This is a genomic window from Serratia sp. 201, from assembly GCF_037027545.1.
Lineage (GTDB): Bacteria > Pseudomonadota > Gammaproteobacteria > Enterobacterales > Enterobacteriaceae > Serratia > Serratia bockelmannii.
Window position 1 is genome coordinate 1519449 of sequence record NZ_JAXCHC010000002.1, and the last position, 18734, is coordinate 1538182.

At 58.4% G+C, this 18734-nt stretch carries 14 protein-coding genes; 6 read left to right on the plus strand and 8 right to left on the minus strand.

Annotated features, from left to right (window positions below):
- Window positions 1-4: 4 nt before the first annotated feature.
- From WA302_RS15395 to WA302_RS15410, 4 genes are read right to left on the minus strand one after another with little or no spacing between them, the layout of a single operon-like run.
- Entirely contained in the window at window positions 5-1042 is a 1038-nt protein-coding gene (locus tag WA302_RS15395; RefSeq protein ID WP_043137401.1) for an LLM class flavin-dependent oxidoreductase, read from the minus strand.
- A 19-nt stretch (window positions 1043-1061) separates the two neighbouring features.
- On the minus strand, window positions 1062-1991 hold the full coding sequence (locus tag WA302_RS15400; RefSeq protein ID WP_043137404.1) for a flavin reductase family protein: 930 nt from the start codon (window positions 1989-1991) through the stop codon (window positions 1062-1064).
- Entirely contained in the window at window positions 1978-2805 is an 828-nt protein-coding gene (locus WA302_RS15405) for an alpha/beta fold hydrolase (RefSeq protein ID WP_238969337.1), read from the minus strand. Before WA302_RS15405 ends, WA302_RS15400 begins: the two co-directional genes overlap by 14 nt.
- Window positions 2777-3379, minus strand: coding sequence for an amino acid synthesis family protein (locus tag WA302_RS15410; protein ID WP_043137410.1), 603 nt, complete (start codon window positions 3377-3379; stop codon window positions 2777-2779). Before WA302_RS15410 ends, WA302_RS15405 begins: the two co-directional genes overlap by 29 nt.
- Window positions 3380-3717: 338 nt before the next feature.
- On the opposite strand from WA302_RS15410, the gene WA302_RS15415 reads away from it, so the two are divergent.
- Together WA302_RS15415 and WA302_RS15420 are read left to right on the plus strand one after the other, a co-directional pair.
- On the plus strand, window positions 3718-4512 hold the full coding sequence (locus WA302_RS15415; protein ID WP_225735574.1) for a GntR family transcriptional regulator: 795 nt from the start codon (window positions 3718-3720) through the stop codon (window positions 4510-4512).
- A 1-nt stretch (window position 4513) separates the two neighbouring features.
- On the plus strand, window positions 4514-4810 hold the full coding sequence (locus WA302_RS15420) for a DUF1330 domain-containing protein (RefSeq protein WP_238969336.1): 297 nt from the start codon (window positions 4514-4516) through the stop codon (window positions 4808-4810).
- A 54-nt stretch (window positions 4811-4864) separates the two neighbouring features.
- Here the strand turns inward: WA302_RS15420 and WA302_RS15425 are convergent, their stop codons facing one another.
- The gene (locus WA302_RS15425) at window positions 4865-7900 is read right to left on the minus strand and encodes an autotransporter domain-containing protein (RefSeq protein WP_394852827.1); all 3036 of its coding nucleotides are present in this window, start codon (window positions 7898-7900) and stop codon (window positions 4865-4867) included.
- A gap of 906 nt (window positions 7901-8806) precedes the next feature.
- Here WA302_RS15425 and WA302_RS15430 point away from each other — a divergent pair.
- A complete protein-coding gene (locus WA302_RS15430) occupies window positions 8807-10900 on the plus strand; it encodes a putative bifunctional diguanylate cyclase/phosphodiesterase (RefSeq protein WP_049207651.1) in 2094 nt (697 codons plus the stop codon).
- Here WA302_RS15430 and WA302_RS15435 read toward each other — a convergent pair.
- Window positions 10897-12093, minus strand: coding sequence for an MFS transporter (locus tag WA302_RS15435; protein ID WP_049204017.1), 1197 nt, complete (start codon window positions 12091-12093; stop codon window positions 10897-10899). The two genes, WA302_RS15430 and WA302_RS15435, sit on opposite strands and share 4 nt — an antisense overlap.
- A 149-nt stretch (window positions 12094-12242) precedes the next feature.
- Between WA302_RS15435 and WA302_RS15440 the strand changes: the two genes are divergently transcribed.
- A complete protein-coding gene (locus WA302_RS15440) occupies window positions 12243-13160 on the plus strand; it encodes an ABC transporter substrate-binding protein (protein WP_025302813.1) in 918 nt (305 codons plus the stop codon).
- Window positions 13161-13215: 55 nt separating this feature from the next.
- Here WA302_RS15440 and WA302_RS15445 read toward each other — a convergent pair whose 3' ends face one another.
- On the minus strand, window positions 13216-14994 hold the full coding sequence (locus tag WA302_RS15445) for a sigma-54-dependent Fis family transcriptional regulator (RefSeq protein ID WP_261456363.1): 1779 nt from the start codon (window positions 14992-14994) through the stop codon (window positions 13216-13218).
- A 276-nt stretch (window positions 14995-15270) separates the two neighbouring features.
- Between WA302_RS15445 and exaC the strand changes: the two genes are divergently transcribed.
- Window positions 15271-16791, plus strand: a complete 1521-nt coding sequence (gene exaC, locus WA302_RS15450) for an acetaldehyde dehydrogenase ExaC (protein ID WP_025302811.1) — start codon at window positions 15271-15273, stop codon at window positions 16789-16791.
- A gap of 52 nt (window positions 16792-16843) precedes the next feature.
- Here the strand turns inward: exaC and adhP are convergent, their stop codons facing one another.
- Entirely contained in the window at window positions 16844-17860 is a 1017-nt protein-coding gene (gene adhP / locus WA302_RS15455; protein ID WP_261456362.1) for an alcohol dehydrogenase AdhP, read from the minus strand.
- Between the two features lie 556 nt (window positions 17861-18416).
- Here adhP and WA302_RS15460 point away from each other — a divergent pair.
- Entirely contained in the window at window positions 18417-18626 is a 210-nt protein-coding gene (locus WA302_RS15460; protein WP_049207659.1) for a hypothetical protein, read from the plus strand.
- Window positions 18627-18734: the final 108 nt, after the last annotated feature.

An 18734-nucleotide genomic window follows, 5' to 3' on the forward strand; every position in this document is an offset into this window, starting at 1 on the left:
TCCGTCAGTGAAATTCCGGCATCACGCAGCGAATGAACCGCTCCAGAGAGGCCTTTTTACGCGCAAAGCTCATGCCGCTGTCAATCCACAACGCAAACTCGTCATAACCCAGCGCCTCATATTTTTTCAGTCGCGTAATGACCTCATTGGCGGTGCCGATAGCTAGGTTGCTACGCATCATGTCGGCGGAGTAATAGGTATTGGCAGCAATCTCCTCGTCGCTGAGCGGCTGAATCAACCCTTTTTGAACCGGACGTTGATTCTTGAACCAGGCGCCGAAGTAGTGGTAGAAACGGTTGAGTTCTTCCGCCGCCAGGCGGGCGTCCGCCTCGTCTTCCGCCACGTAGCCATGCTGCAACAGCATGATCTTCAGCGGCTGCTCGGCGGCGAAACGCGCGCGAGCCTCGTTGAAACAGGTTACCAGCCTTACGATCTCCTCTTCCCCCTGATGCAGCGGCGTAACCTGAACGTTGCAGCCGTTTTGCACCGCAAATTCGTGACTGTTGGGATCGCGCGCCGCTACCCAAATCGGCGGATGCGGTTGCTGTTTCGGCAGCGGCGAAGAGGTGGTCGCCGGGAACGACCAGTATTCCCCCTGATGGGCATAGTCGCCCTGCCACAGTTTTTTCACCGCCGGGATCAGCTCGCGCATGCGCTGCCCGGCATCCCAGGCGGTTAAACCGGGCATCAGCCGTTCGTATTCATAGGAATAGGCGCCGCGCGCAATGCCCAGCTCCAGCCTGCCGCCGGTGATGATATCGGTCATCGCCGCCTCGCCCGCCAGACGGATCGGGTGATTGAATGGCGCAATGATGGTGCCGGTGCCGAGCCGCACCCTGGACGTGCGCCGGGCGATATCCGCCAGATTGATGAACGGATTCGGCGCAATGGTGAAATTCATGCCGTGGTGCTCACCGGTCCAGATGGCGTGCATGCCACCGCGATCGGCGATTTCACACAGTTCGATCATCTCCTGGTATAGCTTTTCCTGGGATTCTTCGGGTAACGTTCGTTCCATATGCACGAATAAAGACAGTTTCATCACACTCTCCCGCTTAGCTTCAACCGGCGAATTGCTTGATGGCACCGCTGTGCTCATCGCCATAATAGATACCGTAATTCCCCACGGCGTTTTCTTTGACGAACCGGCCCATCATCGACCGCAGCGCCGGATCCTTGATCGGCAACCGTGCCAGCGTCGGCATGTCGAACCATTCCGCCGTGCTCAGCTGCGGCGTCAGGCTGCCGGCGTCGGTCGGCAGCGCGCACAGAAAAACGATGTGTTGCTGGTTCTTCTGCCGGTCGTCGTAGACGGAATAGACGAAACCCGGATGGGCATTGATGCCCAACTGCTGCAGTAAATCCCCCAACGTTTCGCTGACGCTGCGTTTCTCCACCGGGCTGGACGGCAGCTGATAGCCGCCGTCGTTTTGCCGCACCATCACGGCGTGCCCTTCAAACTCGATCAGCGCGCTCACCACCACCTGCGGCCCGCCAATCAGCGACTGCGCGTTTTGATAAGGCGTGAAGTATGCACCGCGGTAATACCCCAGACCGGCGGTCGCGTTGGACTCGAACCCCTCTACTTTGCCGATCAGAATGGCATGGTCGCCGGCGTCCACCACCTGATGCAGCGCGCAGTCGAACCACGCCGAACTGTTATCGATAAGCGGCACCCGTGACGCGCTCCAGCGCCAATCGATCAGCGCAAAGCGGTCTTCGTTCTTTTGCGCAAAAATGGTTGAAGCCTCTTTTTGCCGTTCCGCCAGAATATTGATGGCGAAATGGCTGCACTGGGTAAAGTGCTCCAAGTTCGCCGAACGCTTATCGATGCTCACCAACAGCAGCGCCGGATCCAGCGAGACCGACGAAAACGAATTGGCGGTGAAGCCAATCGGCCGCCCGTGCTTGTCCACCGAAGTCACAATGGTGACGCCGGTCATAAAGGCGCCGAAAGCGTCGCGCAACTGCCTGCGTTTATCCGCGTCCATTAGCCGCTCCTAAAGTCAAAGGTTGCTCTGCGGTCAGAAAATCGAGCATCAGCGCGTTGACGCGTTGCGCATCGGTCAGACTGACCATGTGTTTGGCGTTCTCAATGATCACTGCGCGCCCGTTTGGGGCGGCCTGCGCCATTTGCCGCGCCATCTCAGGGCTGGAGTTGGCGTCGTGCTCGCCGGTCAGCACCAATACCGGGCAGCGGATAAGGTGCCAACGCTGGGCATACACCCGATCGCCGGTTGCAAATGCCTGATACGCGCGGGCATAGCCCGCAACGTCCACCTGTTGCAACCAGCCGCCCACCTGCCGGCGCAGATGCTGTTCGACAGGATCGGCGCCGAACCACCGGCTCAGCGGCGAGTCGAGCTGTGTCTGGCCGTTGGCCAACGCGCTGGCGCGTTGCGCGACCGCGGCGCTGGCTTGGGCCGTACGCTGGAACACGCCGCTCATCACCACGGCACGATTAACCCGCTCCGGATAATCGATCGCCAAACCGGCCGTGATCAAGGCTCCCATCGAGTGCCCCGCCACCGCAACGCTCGGCGCATCCAGGGTGTTTAAGAAAGCCGCCATCCAGCGCACGTAATCCTCCAGCGTCGCGGCGTGGGAGAAGCCTTCGCTTTCGCCGTGGCCCGGCATATCGACGGCGATAACCCGAAAGCGCGCGCTGAGCGCATCGAGCTGGGGATACCAGACCTCCGCATTCATGCCTACGCCGTGGATCAACACCAGCTGCTCGCCACGCCCGGCCTCCAGATACCCCACCCGCAGAGCGGGCTCAGACAGCTGCCGGATTGTTCTGATCATGGCCCAACTCTTTCAGATCCAAATAACGGTTTCCGATACGGTGATGCGGCCGCCCCCCCAGCGCCGCGCCCAGTGCAATGACGATTTCGTCGTCGAAAGGCGCGTCGTTGATGTTGAACTGGAATGTCAGGTAGTGCTCACGGCTGCCTTCGTCGTTTTTCCCCATCATCGGGATCAGAATCGGCGCGTTGGCCGGCCCACGGGTATTGTTGAACGCCAGATAGCTTTTGCCGTTGACCGCCGAGCGGTAGTGGTTGCCAAAATGCAGCGTGTGGATCAGCGCCGAGGCGTGTTCCAACTCGCCGCCCAGCCCCACCACCGCGCTTTTGCCGAAGGCTTCCACCCGCTCGCCGGAACCGGCCTCCTTGAGGATCAAACCGGTCAGCAGCTCACCCAGCACCGGCGCCATTTCTCGAATCTTTGGCGCCAGATCCTCGACAAAGCCTTGTCTGGCCCAGGGGTTTTTGATGACCGCCGCAGCGGCGATCATCACCAGCGGTTTGCCCGCCGATTTGCCGCCGTCGGTGTAGATCGTTTCGGTAGAGACCAGGGTCTTGCGAATGTCTTGATGCATAAGGGACCTCGAAAAGTAAATCGAATGTTAACCATGTGTCACGATTCGAGGGTATAGCATCGGGCAGATTGGCATGTCAAAATTTGGTATACCATAATACGGTATTCTTATTTTACGATGAGACGGCAAAAATAAATTGGAAATAACACTTATTAATCAATGCATTAATAAACTCGATTGGGCTTTGACTGGGGGCAAAACGCCGGCCATGACCGCCCCCACTCGGCAACCTGTGCCGATGCCGAACCCGTTGAGCCAGCGGGTATCGGCAACGAAAAGCGGTTTTTTTAGGCTATCTTTCGATTTTGTGAGCTGCTGCAACATTCACCGTTTTGGCGATGCGGCGCGAAATCGGCCGCCGTTGCTTTGCGGGTTGGAAAGATGTTAATAGTACCGGGCAAACGGGAATTCGCGTCGTTATCCGGATTAATGATGATCCACAAAAAATAGAGACAATTATGGTTCAGGCATCATTGAAGATTGAGAATGCACCGGTCACCTTGCGCGAATTGGCATTGGCGAAAATTAGGCAGGCGATTATCTCAGGGTATTTTCAGGCCGGCGATCGTTTGGTGGAACGCAGCCTGTGCGAGGAGCTGGGCGTCAGCCGCAGCGTAGTGCGTGAGGTGATCCGTTATCTCGAAGCGGAGGGACTCATTGAGACGCTCGGTAAGAAAGGGCCGATTGTCGCTATTTTAACCTGGGACATTGCCGAGCAGATTTATACTATTCGTCTGCTGCTTGAACAGGATGCCGCTCACGACTGCGCCTTGAACGCTGGGCCGGAAGATAAAAAGAAACTGCATGAAAAATTAATTGCAATTAATCAGGCTTCGGCCGGGCAGGACGATATTCAGCGCGTTGAAGCGTCGCAGGCTTTTTATGAAACCATTTTCCAAGTGGCCCATCACGCCATCGCCTGGGAAATCGTTCAACGCCTGAATAGCCGCATCAGTCGCCTGCGTGCCCTGACCCTGAAAACCCCGGAGCGTCAGCTGGCCGGTTTCGAGCGCATGACGCGGATCTATCACGCCATCGAGCAAAACAACCCGACGCAGGCCAGGCAAGAGGTCATCGAACATCTGACCGAGGCTGCCGCACTGGCCAAGCGCATTCTGCAGCAGGAGTCCTGAAATGCCCGCGTATTGGATTGCCCATGTCACCGTAAGAGATCCGCAGCAATATCAGCATTATATGAATTTGGCGCCCCAGGCGTTTCGCCAGTTCAACGCCCGTTTTCTCGCCCGCGGCGAACAGGCGCAAACGCTGGAAGGCCCGGCGTTCATAAAGCATGTGCTGATCGAATTCGACGACTACGCTACCGCGTTGGCCTGCTACCATTCACCGGCCTATCAATTGGCAAAACAACAGCGGCGCCACGTGGCGGAAGCCATGATTACCATCGTCGACGGCTTGCCGCCCGCACAATAAAAAACCCCCATCGTCACGATGAGGGCTGAATAAAGCGAAGCACGCTAACCGCGATCAGAAGCGCCAGGTCAGACCGGCGTTGACGCTGTTATCCTGGTGGTTGGACGACAGCTGCCCGCCGTAGCCAAGGGACAGGACGGCGTTTTTGTTAATCGACACATCGACGCCCGCTTTCAGAATCGCCCCATCGCGGGAAACCGGCACGCTGTTTACGTCGAACGCCGCATCAGTGCGTTTGAACATCAGCTGCGTTTTACGTTCCAGCTTGCCGTACTGATGTTGCCAACCCAGCTCGCCGCGCAGCGCGATCGCCACACTGTCGGTTTGCCACTCGGTGTCGGCGCGGAGACCCAGCGTCGAGGCGGTGGCGGACTGACTTTGTTTGTCGCCGCGCAGTGCCGCTGCCCCGCCTTGCTCGTTGATCTCCTCGTTACGGTAATGGGTATACGCCAGGTTGGCGAACGGCTCAAGGTTGACCGCATCGCTCGACCAATCGTAGCCGCTTTCGATGAACAGCTGACCGGTACGCGCGTTATACTTGGCCTTCTCGCGATCCGACTGCGCGCCGTAGTTCACCGAGCGCGAGGTGTCGATGCGATGCCAGGTATAGGTGCCGCCTGCTCGCAGGGCCAACGCGCCGAAGCGTTTGTCGCCGTACAGCCCCAGATGGTAGTTGTCGCTGTGGGCATCTGACTGATAACCGCCATCCAGCGAAGTGCGGGTATACCCGGTCATCACCCCAAGCCGGCCGTCGTCAAACAGTTCGCTGTCCAGACCTAACAGTACGCCATAGGTAGAGGTCTGGTAGCCGGTGGCGTTGTCGTTGCCGGAAGCATGCCCCCAGTTGCCCAGCAGTTTCGCCCAGGCCCCATTATCATCCGCCTTGATATCGGAAGCGATACGGCGGCCTTCCGCCTGGCGCAAGCGCTCGGTGGCGGCATCGCGCAGGTAACGGCTTTCGTTAATCTGGGCGGAAGCCATATCCGCGTGGATCTGGCCGGACAGTTGACGGGTCGCCTGTTGCAGCTCTCTGGCCGACGTGAAGCCGAGGAAGCTTTCATACACCGGATGGCCGGTTACGACGCCCGCATCTTCGGTAGCGGCTTGCGCTTTGCCTTCATCACCTTGCAGTGCGCTTAGCGCCTCAGCGGTAGGGGCAGCCACGCTGCGCTTCACCGTTTCCGTGACTGGCTCCGTCGCGTTGAGCGTCTCCACCGCACGAGCTACCGCTTTCTCGTTCTCAGTGCTGGCCAGGCTGTCAAAGCTGGCGTCGGTGCGCGTGATGCCAAGGCCGACGTCATTGCCCTGATAATCCAGCGCGACTTTAACAAACGGATACGCTGGGTTGGCGTTTTCGAACCGGCCGTTGACGCCGTCCGTCGTGGTCAGGATGGTGTACTTGTTGCCCAGCAGACTCTGCGCCTCATTCTGCGACAGCAGGTTTTGGCTGCGCTCCAGGCTGACATTCACACTGCCGCCGTTGAGGAAAGCGCGCCGCGCGGCGATCTTATCGCTGCGGCCATTGTCCGCCACTTCCACGTTATACTGCGAACCGCGATCAAAAATGGCGTCGTGCAACACATGCAGCGTGCCGATGCCGTTACCCGGCGCGACGCTGCCGCCCCGAACCGCTCTGAAGGCGCCTACGGTACCCTCACCGGACAACGTGCCGCTATTTTCGATATAGACGTTGGAGGCCACCGAACCGTTGATCGCCAACACGCCCTGTTTCACCCAGGTATCACCGCGATAGGTGTTATTACCCAACAACGCCAGCGTACCGGCGCCCGTTTTGGTCAAGCCGCCGTGCCCGCTGATGTCGTTACTCCACGAATCGAAGTCGCATTCGCTCGACGTGCAGCGCCGCTCAACAGAGGTACCGGGTTCGACGATATTTCCCAGGCCGGGGATATTCACCACGAACTGTTTTTCACTGTAGGAGCCCGGTACATAATATTCCTGCGGGATATCCTCTTGGGTAATAAACATTTTCGGGCCGTTGATCGCATCGCGTAAATTGACACGTCCCCAGCCGAACAGATTATCAATACCGGCAACACCCAAATCGGTGGCGGTGGTTTTAATTACCGCGGATATTTGATCGGCGCTCATATAAGGGAAACGTTGCATCAATACGGCGGCAACGCCGGTAACGTGCGGCGCCGCCATTGAGGTGCCGGATTTATTGCCGTAGCCGGGATTAACCGACAGCTCGCCCTTATTATAAGCTTCGCGATTCACGGCGCCACCGGTATTGGATTCCAGCCAGCCAACGGTGCTGTAAATATCAGAACCCGGCGCGGAAACGCAGTAGCTGGCCGTTTGTCCGCAGCTGGTCGAGGAAACGCTTAACTGATTTTCGTCACTCAGGTTGGTCACAATCAGGTAATTATTCAGTACGTCCGGGAAAGCGTAAGGCAGTGACTTTTGCGCTTCCGGGATATTGTAGTTGTTGTAATTTCCTGCCGAGAAGACGATCAGCTTGCCATGCCTGGCCGCCCGCAGCAGCGTCGACATGGCGCTGTGCCCGCCGGTGGGCACCGGTTGTTCGCTGCCCCATTCCACGCTGGATTTGCTGCGCATCATCTCGGCGATCACTTCGTTTTTTACAAATGCCACGTAGTCCGGCCTACCGTTCGGCAACCAGATGATATCGCCTTTGGCGTCTCGCCGTATATCTGGCGCGATCCCCCAGCTGTTATTGATGACGCGGGCTGCGCTCTGAATCAGCTCTTCACGGCCGTTGCGATTACCGTAATCATTCAATTTGGTGCCGATAATATCCGCGTCGAAAGCAACGCCGTGCATACCTGCGCCATCTCTTTTAGCCGCCGCGATACCGGCTACGTGCGTGCCGTGATCGCCGAAAGACATATTATCTTGTTTATCATACGAGAAGTTATAACTGCCGTTATCCAGGCGTGTCAGTTTACCGGCGAATTCAGAATGGGAAAGAATGGCGTTATCGATAATGCCGATGGTTATACCTTTTCCGGTATAGCCTCTGGCATAGGCGAATTCGGCGGAAATAGCCTTAAGCCCCCATTGGCGATTAAACTCCGCGGTTTTCCAACTGTCAGGCACGCCCAATCGACCGGGATCCTGATAAGCGGCAAGAGAAGAATGAATGGATAAGCCATAACAACCCAGAAAAACGCAATACGCTAACTTCAATCTTTTATTAAGTATCATTTTACGCTCCATGTTTATTTATACCCAGAAGAAAACTTACGTTTTAACCGCGCTGAAACCTCCTATGATCGTGAAACGACGGATAACACATGCGGGCCCGACGCGGGCCGCGCGAACAGACAGGCTGAGAGATGCAAATGGGCGCAGACTGACAAAGAGATGCCATCGCGCCGGGCGCCTATGGCGCAGACGTTTGGAGAGGAGGCGAATGTACGCTTGCCGGCGCCGTTGCGCCGAAATGCCCCGACCATCGGGTGCGGGCGTAAGGATCAGGCTGTGGGTGCATTTCGCCTCACCATCCAGTTTTGCTAATGATTATCATTCGCGAGGCTATCTTATACGTAAGTAAAGTGTCAACAGATGAAACAAAACATTTCTTGATTTGCATCATAACTTTTCTCTAAACGCCGGGCGACGGTGCTGCGACAACCGCTGAAGAGTGCATAAAATGGCGGTTATTGCCGCCATAAGTGAGATTTTCGTCAGTGAAGACGCATAGCGCCGGCAGAGCAACCGGTGGAAGAGCATAAAACACCTGAACATTTCATCAAATAGAAACATCAGATTGATTAATTTTTATGGCAAAACCCCATCGTGGTCCGATCACTTATTTTTCGTTGCAATATAAGGGGGGCTTATAAATAACAGGAGTATTCCTAATGCGTTCACGCTGGATGTATTCCATGCTAGCGGGCTGATTTTTAGCCGCGCCCGCTGGCTATTCCCAATTTCATTGGCAAGACTATATTGAAAGAGGCTCTGCTAGAGAGCGAGAATATGGGTAATTTTCCGAGGAAATGCCGCATGACCCTGTTGCCCAAGCAGACCAATAACAAAAATCCGATTGATCTCTATAGCGAAATCGTAGACGACTTGCCCGGTCTGATTTGCTTCGGCAACCGCCTTGGCGGCTACTTCAATAAACAGTGGCGCGACTATACCGGCGCAATCGCCGGTGAACACGGCGCCGCTGATTGGCTCGATACCCTGCACCCCGACGATCGCGAGCGGCTGGCCACACAATGGCGCCAGGCGATCGTTGCCCTCTCCTCATTCGCCGGTGAGGCCCGCCTGCGCGATCGCAGCGGCGCCTACCGTTGGTTTATGTTGGCGTTTAACGCCCGTCAGGACGGCATGGCGCTGGAGCCCAGCTGGTACCTCACCGCCACCGACATCCACCCGCAAATGCTGCAACGTCAGCAAAACGTTCAGGCGCTCTCTATCCAGCAAGACATGCTGGACGCCAGCGTCGACTGCATCAAAGTGATCAATCGCGACGGCACGCTGCGGCACATGAACCGCTCCGGCAGCCTGGCGCTCGGCCTGGATCCGGCGCAAAAAGAGTTTGGCATGCCCTGGCTGGGGCTGTTGTCGCCCGAAGTCCGCCGCCGTGGCAGCAAGGCGCTGCACAGCGTCAGAGCCGGTAAAAATGCGCGCTTCGCGGGATTAAGCGTGACGCCGCAAGGAAAAAAACAGCATTGGGACAACATTCTCTCTCCCGTCAGCGATGAACACGGCGCAGTGGCCGAGATCTTGTGCGTCTCGCGCGACGTGACGTCGCAACGCGTGATGGAACAGCGTCTGTTGCTCGCCAGCGAATATGACGAATTGACCGGCCTGCCCAACCGGCGCTTATTCAAGAAAAAGCTGAAGCAAGAGATGAAGCGCGCCCTGCATGGCAACAAGTCCCTCGGGCTGATGCTGCTGGATCTTGACCACTTCAAGCTGGTGAACGACACGCTGGGCCACGCGGCGGGCGACCATCTGCTGCGGGTTCTGGGTAAAAGGCTCAGCGCCTGCATGAATACGCATTCGTTCGTCTCCCGCCTCGGGGGGGACGAATTCGCGGTGGTAATCAGCGACGTTGAAAACGAGCAGGATATTTTCCGCATCGCCAACAAGTTTCTGCTGCAGCTGGAGACGCCGATCACCCACGGTGGCAAGACGCTGCATTGCGGCATGAGCATCGGCGGCGCCATCTACCCCAAAGATGCCCGCGACGCTTCGGAACTGATGAAATGCGCCGATACCGCGCTGTATGAGCTGAAAGACGGCGGCCGCGGCGGCGTCTATATGTTCGATCGCAAGATGATGGACAAGGCCCGTGCGCGCGCCAGCCAGCTCAACTACGCGCGCCAGATCGTGCGCGACAACTGCATCCGTCCCAGCTACCAGCCGAAGGTCAGCCTCTCCGACGGCAGCATCGTCGGCTTCGAAGCGTTGCTGCGCTGGCATTGCCCGCAAAACGGCATACAGCTGCCGGCGACGGTCAGCGAAGCCTTCAACGACTACGAGCTGGCGACCAAGATCAGCGAAGCCATGCAGCTGAAGGTCTTCGCCGATATCGCCCGCTGGCGCACGGCCGGCGTGGCGGTACGCCCTATCTCGCTGAACGTGTCGCCGATCGAATTTTTACGCGACAACTACGCCGAAACCTTCCTGCAGCGCCTGCTGAAATTCCATATTCCCCACCACCTGATCGAACTGGAAGTGACCGAGCACGCGTTCAACAAACATGGCTCCAAGTACGTGCTGCGCGCGCTGCAAATGCTCAAAGAGATGGGCATCCGCATCGCACTGGACGACTTCGGCACCGGCCATTCCTCATTCAGCCATATCATGGATTACCCGCTGGACTGCATTAAGCTGGACTGCGATTTCGTTCAACGCATGAACACCGAACCGGCGATCCTGGCGATCGTGGAAAGCATCGGTATCCTCGGTCAGAAGCTGTCGATCGATATCATCGCCGAGGGCGTGGAAACCGAGCAGCAGCGGCAAACGCTGTGCGAAGCCGGTTTCCATATTGGCCAGGGTTTTCTGTTCAGCCGGGCGGTGGAATCCCAGCGGGTGCCCGAGCTGCTGCAAGCGGTGCCGCAATCTGTCGAGGGCCGTTAAGCCCCCTGCCGTGCGCCAAACGGCGCCAGTTGCATACCGATAAGCGTCACTACGCAGATGAGTGCCCCGGCGTAGAAGGTGGAGGCGGAACCGAACAGCTCCCACAAGGTTCCAGCCCCAAGACTCGCCAGCAGCAGCGCCACGCCGCTGATCAGATTGAACATGCCAAACGCGGTGCCGCGCAGATGAGCCGGCGCTGTATGCGCCACCATCGCCGCCAATAGCCCCTGGGTCATGCCCATGTGCACCCCCCACAGCGCTACGCCAAACAGCACCCCGCCCCAATGATCGCTCAGCGCCAATACCAGGTCGGCGGCGATCAGCACCAGCAACCCGGCTTTCAGCAATCCTTCATGGCTCATGCGGTCAGACAGTTTTCCGAACGGATAGGCCGAGCAGGCGTAGACCAGATTCATGGCGACCATCACCAGTGGGATCAGCGCCAGCGGCGTGCCGCCCTGCTGCGCCTTCAACACCAGGAACGCTTCGCTGAAGCGCGCCAGCGTAAAGATCGCGCCGATGCTCACCACCCACCAATAGCTGCGCCCCAGCAGCCGCAGGTTGGCGCGGGTGATCGGGTTGGTGCGCTTGTGGGTTATCGCGGCGGTCGGCTCTTTCAGGCCGAAAAACAGCAGCGCAATCGCCAGCGCCGCCGGGACCGTCGCCACCCAAAAGATGGCGCGAAAATCGTTGTGCCACAGCAGCATCAGGCCGACGGCCAGCAGCGGCCCTAAAAAGGCGCCGACGGTATCCAGCGACTGCCGCAGCCCGAAGGCCGCGCCGCGAATTTCCGGCGGCGTCACGTCGGCCACCAGGGCATCGCGCGGCGCCCCGCGGATGCCTTTGCCCACGCGATCCAGCAGGCGCGCGCTCATCACCATGCCGGACGACGATGCGATAGCGAAAAACGGCTTGCTGATGGCGCCCAGCCCGTAGCCCAGCAGCGCCAGCCCTTTACGTTTACCGAGGTAATCGCTGAGCACGCCGGAGAACACCTTGACGATCAATGCCGTCGCCTCCGCGAGCCCTTCGATCAGCCCGATGACGATCACGCTGGCACCGAGCGTCGTCGCCATAAACAGCGGTAGCAGGCTATGGATCATTTCCGAGGAAACGTCCATCAGCAGGCTCACGCCACCCAATACCCACACGCCGCGCGGTATGCGGCCCAACGTAGCGAAACGCGACGACATGCTTCATCCTCGATCGATTCAGCGCCGCCAGAGGCGCCTCATGATTTTTCCAAGATTGGTTAGTTGATTTTGTTCGTTCACAGATCTGCAGCCTTTAGAGATAGTGCAACGACCGTGTGACACCCATAATAATGAAGGTAATTAACATAATGATATATAGCAAAAAGATGATAGTGATTGCGGCGCTGCTGAGTTTTTCCGCCGCCGCCGCACCGGGCGTGGATCTCGTCGCCAACGAAACGCCGATCCACACGGTGAAGAGCGCCGAAGCCGTGGCCAAAATCCCCGCCGGCTTCCGGTTCGTGGAACCCGGCACGCTGACGGTGGCCATTTCCCTGCTGGGCAGCGGCCCGCCGTTCGGCCTGTACGCCCGCGACAATAAAACGGTGATCGGCAGCGAGGCGGACATCGCGCGCCTGGTGGCCGACGGTTTGGGGTTGAAACTCAAACTGGTGCCCACGTCGTGGGAAGACTGGCCGCTGGGGGTGGCCTCCGGCAAATATGACGCCGCGGTTTACAACATCACCGTGACCAACGAACGCAAGACCAAATTCGATTTCGCCACCTATCGGCAGGATACGCTGGGCTTCTACGTCAAGTCCGACAGTAAAATCACCCAGATCAAAACGGCGCCGGATATCGCCGGTAAAAAAATCATCGTCGATTCCGGTACCAATCAGGAAGCGGTGCTGCTGGCCTGGGACAAGGAGAACCGCGCCAAGGGATTAGCGCCGCTGCAGCCGGTGTACGTCACCGATAAGGCCGCCTCCACGTTGGCCATTCAGTCTGGCCGCGCCGACGCCACCTTCGGGCCCAACGTCTCCGGCGCTTATCAGGCGCGGCTGACCGGCAAAACCCGGCTGGTGGGCATTGTGCCCGGCGGCTGGCCGAAGACCGCCAACATCGCCGTCACACTGAAGAAAGGCAACGGTCTGGTGGACGCGGTGCAGGCTTCGCTCAACAGCGCCATCGCCAACGGCAGCTATCTGCAGGTGCTGGATCGCTGGGCGGAAAGCGACGAGAAGATTGCCCGTTCGGAGATTAACCCGCCGGGGCTGGGGGACTAGAGCATGAACCGGCCCCGCATCGAGGGGCCGGTTATTGATGAGCAATCATGACGTTTCATTCCGCCACCGCTTTCTGCCTCCACAACTTGCGGTACAGCGTGCTGCGCGAAACGCCCAGCGCCTTCGCCGCCCGGCTGAGATTGCCGCCCGCCCTGTCGATCGCCGTCTGCAGATCCGCCTGGCCGGTATCGGCGTTCTCCTGGCGCGGCGCCAGCACCGCGATGGACTGAGGCAGATCGTCCAGGGTGAGCACCGCATGATCGTCCGCCAATGCCAGCAGCACCTTGAGCGTACTCAACAGCTGCCGCACGTTGCCGGGCCATGGATAGCGCGCCAGCATCGCCAGCGCCTCCGGCAACAGGCGAATGTCGCGCCGCTCGCCGCCCAGCTCACGCCACAACTGCAAAATGAAGGTCTCCAGCTGCGCCCGCTCTCTGAGCGGCGGGATGCACAGGCTGTATTCCTGTATGCGGTACAGCAAATCCTCACGAAACGCCCCGGCCTCTACCTGCCGATGCAGATCGTGGTGCGTGGCGCAGACCAGCGCGAAATCGACCGGATAAGCGCTGCGGCTACCGAGCGGCGTGACCGTTTTTTCCTGTAACACCCGCAGCAGGCGCGTTTGCAGGCCCGCCGGCATGTCGCCGATTTCATCGAGGAACAGCACGCCGCCGTCCGCCTCGCGGATCTTGCCGATATACCCTTTCGGGTTGGCGCCGGTAAACGCCCCCGGCGCATAGCCGAACAGTTCGGATTCGATCAGCGGCTCAGGCAGCGCCGCGCAGTTGATCGCCACGAAGTTGCCGTTGCGCCAGCGGCTCTGTTGAAACAAGCGTCGGCTGAAATGCTCTTTACCGCAGCCGGTTTCGCCGGTCACGCACAGCGAAAGGCCGGCGTTGAGAATGCGTAGCGCCTTCTGATGCTGTTCGTCATGCCGTTCCGCCGGCGGCGGAACCGAACGCAGGGCGCTAACGCGGCGCTGCGGCGCCTCGAGCAGCGAATAATAATGCCGTTGATTGCCGGCCAGCGTCTGGTGCGGTGCGCCGGAGGGCTGTCGCAGCAGGTCGGGAAACAGCTGGGCAAACTCAACCGAGCCTAATGCGGCCGGTGAAAGCCGGAACTCCAGCATCGCCAGCCGATTGGCGGCGACCAGCACTTCGTCGTGAAACACCAGCAGCAGCTCCTGCGCGCTGCCCAAGCTCCCGGCGTTGGCGTGCAGGCGCAGCGTCCAGTGACGGTCGGCGATCGCGCTTCTGACCCAGCGGTGTTCGATATGCCGCACCGCCTGCATGATCAGGCGCTGTGCATCGCGGTACGGGCGCTGCGCGGGGGCGGAGAGATCCAGTATGCCGGCAATGCGGCCATCCGGCCGATAGATCGGTGCGGCGGTGCAGTTCAATCCGGCATTTTGGTTGAGGAAATGCTGGTCGCCGCGGACCTCGCAGAACGCGCCGAGTGCCAGCGCGGTGCCGATGGCATTGGTACCCCGATCCGCTTCGCCCCACTGGTTGCCCGGCGCCAGCGCAAAGCGCGACGCCTTGTGCAGAAAGTCGGTATTGCCGCGGGTTTCCAGCACCAGTCCGTCGGCGTCGGCGATCACCACGATGGCGGGCTGGCGCGTAATTTGCGCGCCCAGCTGCTCGATCAGCGGCTGTACCCGTTGCGGCACCCAGTCATTGCGGCTGCGTAGCTCTTCGAGTAATCCGGCTTTGATAAAAGGGATATGTTGATCGGCGCGCGTCAGGCCGTAGCCCCGGCTGCGCTGCCAGGATTCCGCCAGCGGGCGGGTCAACAAACTGGCGCCCTCGGTGGGCAAGCGGTCATCAGGAAACATGCGTTTCTCCCCCCGTTTACGAGTGTTGCAAATATGTATCACATATGTGTATCAGGCGTTGCGACACGGAACACAAAAACCCAGCGCCGGCGGCGGTACCGCATGATTCGTCACGTCATATCAATTTTTAACGCGTTAATAAATGAGATCTTTTAACGATCATCTTCGCCATTCATCAATCTGGCACGGGCCGTGCTTCTCCGTGCTGCGGCGACATGCCGCACTCACAGGCGCAGCCCAATAGCGCCGGTTATCATCTGCAGAGAGGTGCTTCACATGAAATATGTCCACCCCGGTTTGCCTGGCTCGCTGGTTTCGTTCCGCAAACGCTATGGCAACTACATTGGCGGTAAATTCGTCGAACCGGTATCCGGCAACTACTTCACCAACACCTCGCCGGTGACCGGCCAGCCGATCGCCGAATTCCCACGTTCCGACGCCAAAGACATCGAACTGGCGCTCGACGCGGCGCATGCGGCGGCGGACGCCTGGGGCAAAACCAGCGTGCAAGAACGCGCCAACGTGCTGCTGGCGATCGCCGATCGCATCGAGTCGCGGCTGGAGATGCTGGCGCTGACCGAAACCTGGGACAACGGCAAACCGATCCGCGAAACCCTGAATGCCGATTTGCCGCTGGCGGTCGACCATTTCCGCTACTTCGCCGGCTGCCTGCGCGCGCAGGAAGGCACTGCGGCGGAGATCGACCAAAATACCGTGGCCTACCATATCTATGAACCGCTGGGCGTAGTCGGTCAGATCATACCGTGGAACTTCCCGCTGCTGATGGCCGCCTGGAAACTGGCGCCGGCGCTGGCGGGCGGTAACTGCGTGGTGCTGAAACCGGCGGAACAGACGCCGCTCGGCATCAGCGTGCTGATGGAAGAGATCGGCGATCTGCTGCCGCCGGGGGTGCTCAACGTGGTGCAAGGCTTCGGCGCCGAGGCCGGCGAAGCGCTGGCGCGCAGCAAACGCATCGAAAAAATCGCCTTCACCGGCTCCACGCCGGTCGGCCGCCACATCCTCGCCTGTGCGGCGGAGAACATCATCCCCAGCACCGTCGAGCTGGGCGGCAAATCGCCGAACATTTATTTTGAAGACATCATGCAGGCGGAGCCGGCGTTTATCGACAAGGCGGTTGAGGGGCTGGTGCTGGGCTTCTTCAATCAGGGGGAGGTGTGCACCTGCCCTTCACGCGCGTTGATCCAGGAATCCATCTACCCGCAGTTTATGGAGAAAGTGCTGGCACGCATCGCCACCATCCGCCAGGGCGATCCCTTCGACACCGAGACCATGATCGGTGCCCAGGCGTCAAAACAGCAGTATGACAAGATCCTGTCGTACATCGACATCGCTAAAAACGAGGGAGGCAAAATCGTTGCGGGCGGCGAACCCGCTCAGCGCGGCGACGAAGTGCAAAACGGTTTCTACCTGCAGCCGACGCTGATTACCGGCAACAACAGTATGCGTTTCTTCCGTGAGGAAATCTTCGGGCCGGTGATTGGCGTCACCACCTTCAAGGATGAGGCCGAAGCTCTAGCGTTGGCCAACGACACCGAGTTCGGACTGGGCGCCGGGCTCTGGACCCGCGACATCAACCGCGCCTACCGCATGGGACGCGCGATCAAGGCCGGGCGCGTGTGGACCAACTGCTACCACCTGTACCCGGCGCACGCCGCGTTCGGCGGCTACAAGAACTCCGGTATCGGGCGCGAAACCCACAAGGCGGCGTTGTCGCACTATCAACAGGTGAAAAATCTGCTGGTCAGCTACGACGCCAAACCGCTGGGCCTGTTCTGAGCCGGGCATAGCGACAAGAAGGCCACCCGCGGGTGGCCTTTTTTAGCGATGCTTATTTCGCCATGCCGAGATCGATCACCATGCGACCGCGAATGGTGCCCGCCTTCATCTCGTCGAAGATGGTGTTGATATCGCCCAATGGCCGTTTGGTCACTTTCGGCGTCACTTTGCCTTCGGCAGCGAACTGGAACGCCTCTTTCAGATCTTCGCGTGTGCCGACCAGCGACCCCACCACCTGAATGCCGTCCAGCACCAGGCGCGGAATGCTCAGATCCATGCTCTCCGGCGGCAGCCCCACGGCCACCACTTTACCGCCGGCGCGCACCGCATTGACCGCCGAATTGAAGGCGGCTTTCGCCACCGCCGTCACCACCGCCGCGTGAGCGCCGCCGGTTTGCTGCTGAATGATCTCCTCCGCATTTTGCGTTTTGGAGTTGATGGTCAGATCGGCGCCAATCTGTTTGGCGAACTCCAACTGGCCGTCGTTGACGTCGATGGCAATCACTTTGGCGTTAAACACGTTTTTGGCGTACTGCAACGCCAGGTTGCCCAGCCCGCCCAGGCCATAGATGGCGATCCACTGCCCCGGCTTGATATCGGAAATTTTCACCGCCTTGTAGGTGGTGACCCCGGCGCAGGTGATACTGCTGGCGGCGAAAGAATCGAGCCCGTCCGGCACTTTCACCGCGTAGTCCGCCACCACGATGCACTCTTCCGCCATGCCGCCGTCAACGCTGTAGCCGGCATTTTTCACCGAGCGGCACAGGGTTTCGTTGCCGCTGACGCAATATTCGCAATGGCCGCAACCCTGGTAAAACCAGGCGACGCTAGCGCGGTCACCCACTTTTAACGAGGTAACGCCCTCACCGACGGCGGAGACCACGCCGATACCCTCATGTCCCAACGTAATGCCCGGCACCTCGCCGAAATCGCCGTTTTTCACGTGCAAGTCGGTGTGGCACACCCCGCAACACTCCATTTTTAACGCCGCCTCGCCGTGCTTCAGCGGGCGCAGCACTTTATCCTGAATGTCTACGGTATGGTTTTTCGTCACTACGGCAGCTTTCATGCTGTATTCCTCCAGCCGGATTATAAAAACGGTCTTGATCACGGTCGTTACTGTCACCCAGGGCGACAATTCACATTCTCTTTTTCCGCTAAACGGTTAGCTTTAAAATATAGCAGAGAAATTTTTTTTATTGAATTAATTGCACGGCATTGCAGAAGCATGAGTGCCATTCACTTAACACAATAAAAACAACGCTCTCTAATTAATGTAACATCACCTGTCACAGAAATACCCTTAGTTCAATAACGACTGAATAAGATTATAATTAACACGCTTAATATCATTGATAAAAAAGTTATTTTATTTATCATCATGATTTTGAAATGGTTTAATTTTATTTATACTTTCATTGACAGAATCAATTACCTCCCCTAGTTTTAACTATGCTGTTTATCTCTGATAAGACTTTTCTTCACCTTCTATTTTTCATCGCCGCTATTTTTAGCGGCGCTACCCACAGCTGTCTAAAAATTCGAGGTTATATATGTCGACGACACAATTTAAAGTTATTAGCGTCAGTTCTGGCTCCACTCAAAGTTTGGATTTTGGTTCACGGGTGATTAATGCTTCCGTCGCCGTTCAGGGGTTTAACGTTTCTTACGGCAACACCGACCACCACCTGAAAACAATCGACGTCTCCAGCGCGATCGCCGGCCTCAGCGGCAGCAGTGTCACGGTGTCCGCCACCTGCTTTATGGAGGACAAATCCAACAATAAAACCTCAGGTACGGTAAGAGTGCTGGTGATCGCCGAATGCGAATCCTGAGACGTTGAGCGGCCGCTGGCCCGCCGTTTGGGCGCAGAGGCGCATCGCCTGGCTTTCAATCGCCCCTGGCGATTGAAAGCCATTTTGTTTCCCTGCGCTTTATCGATG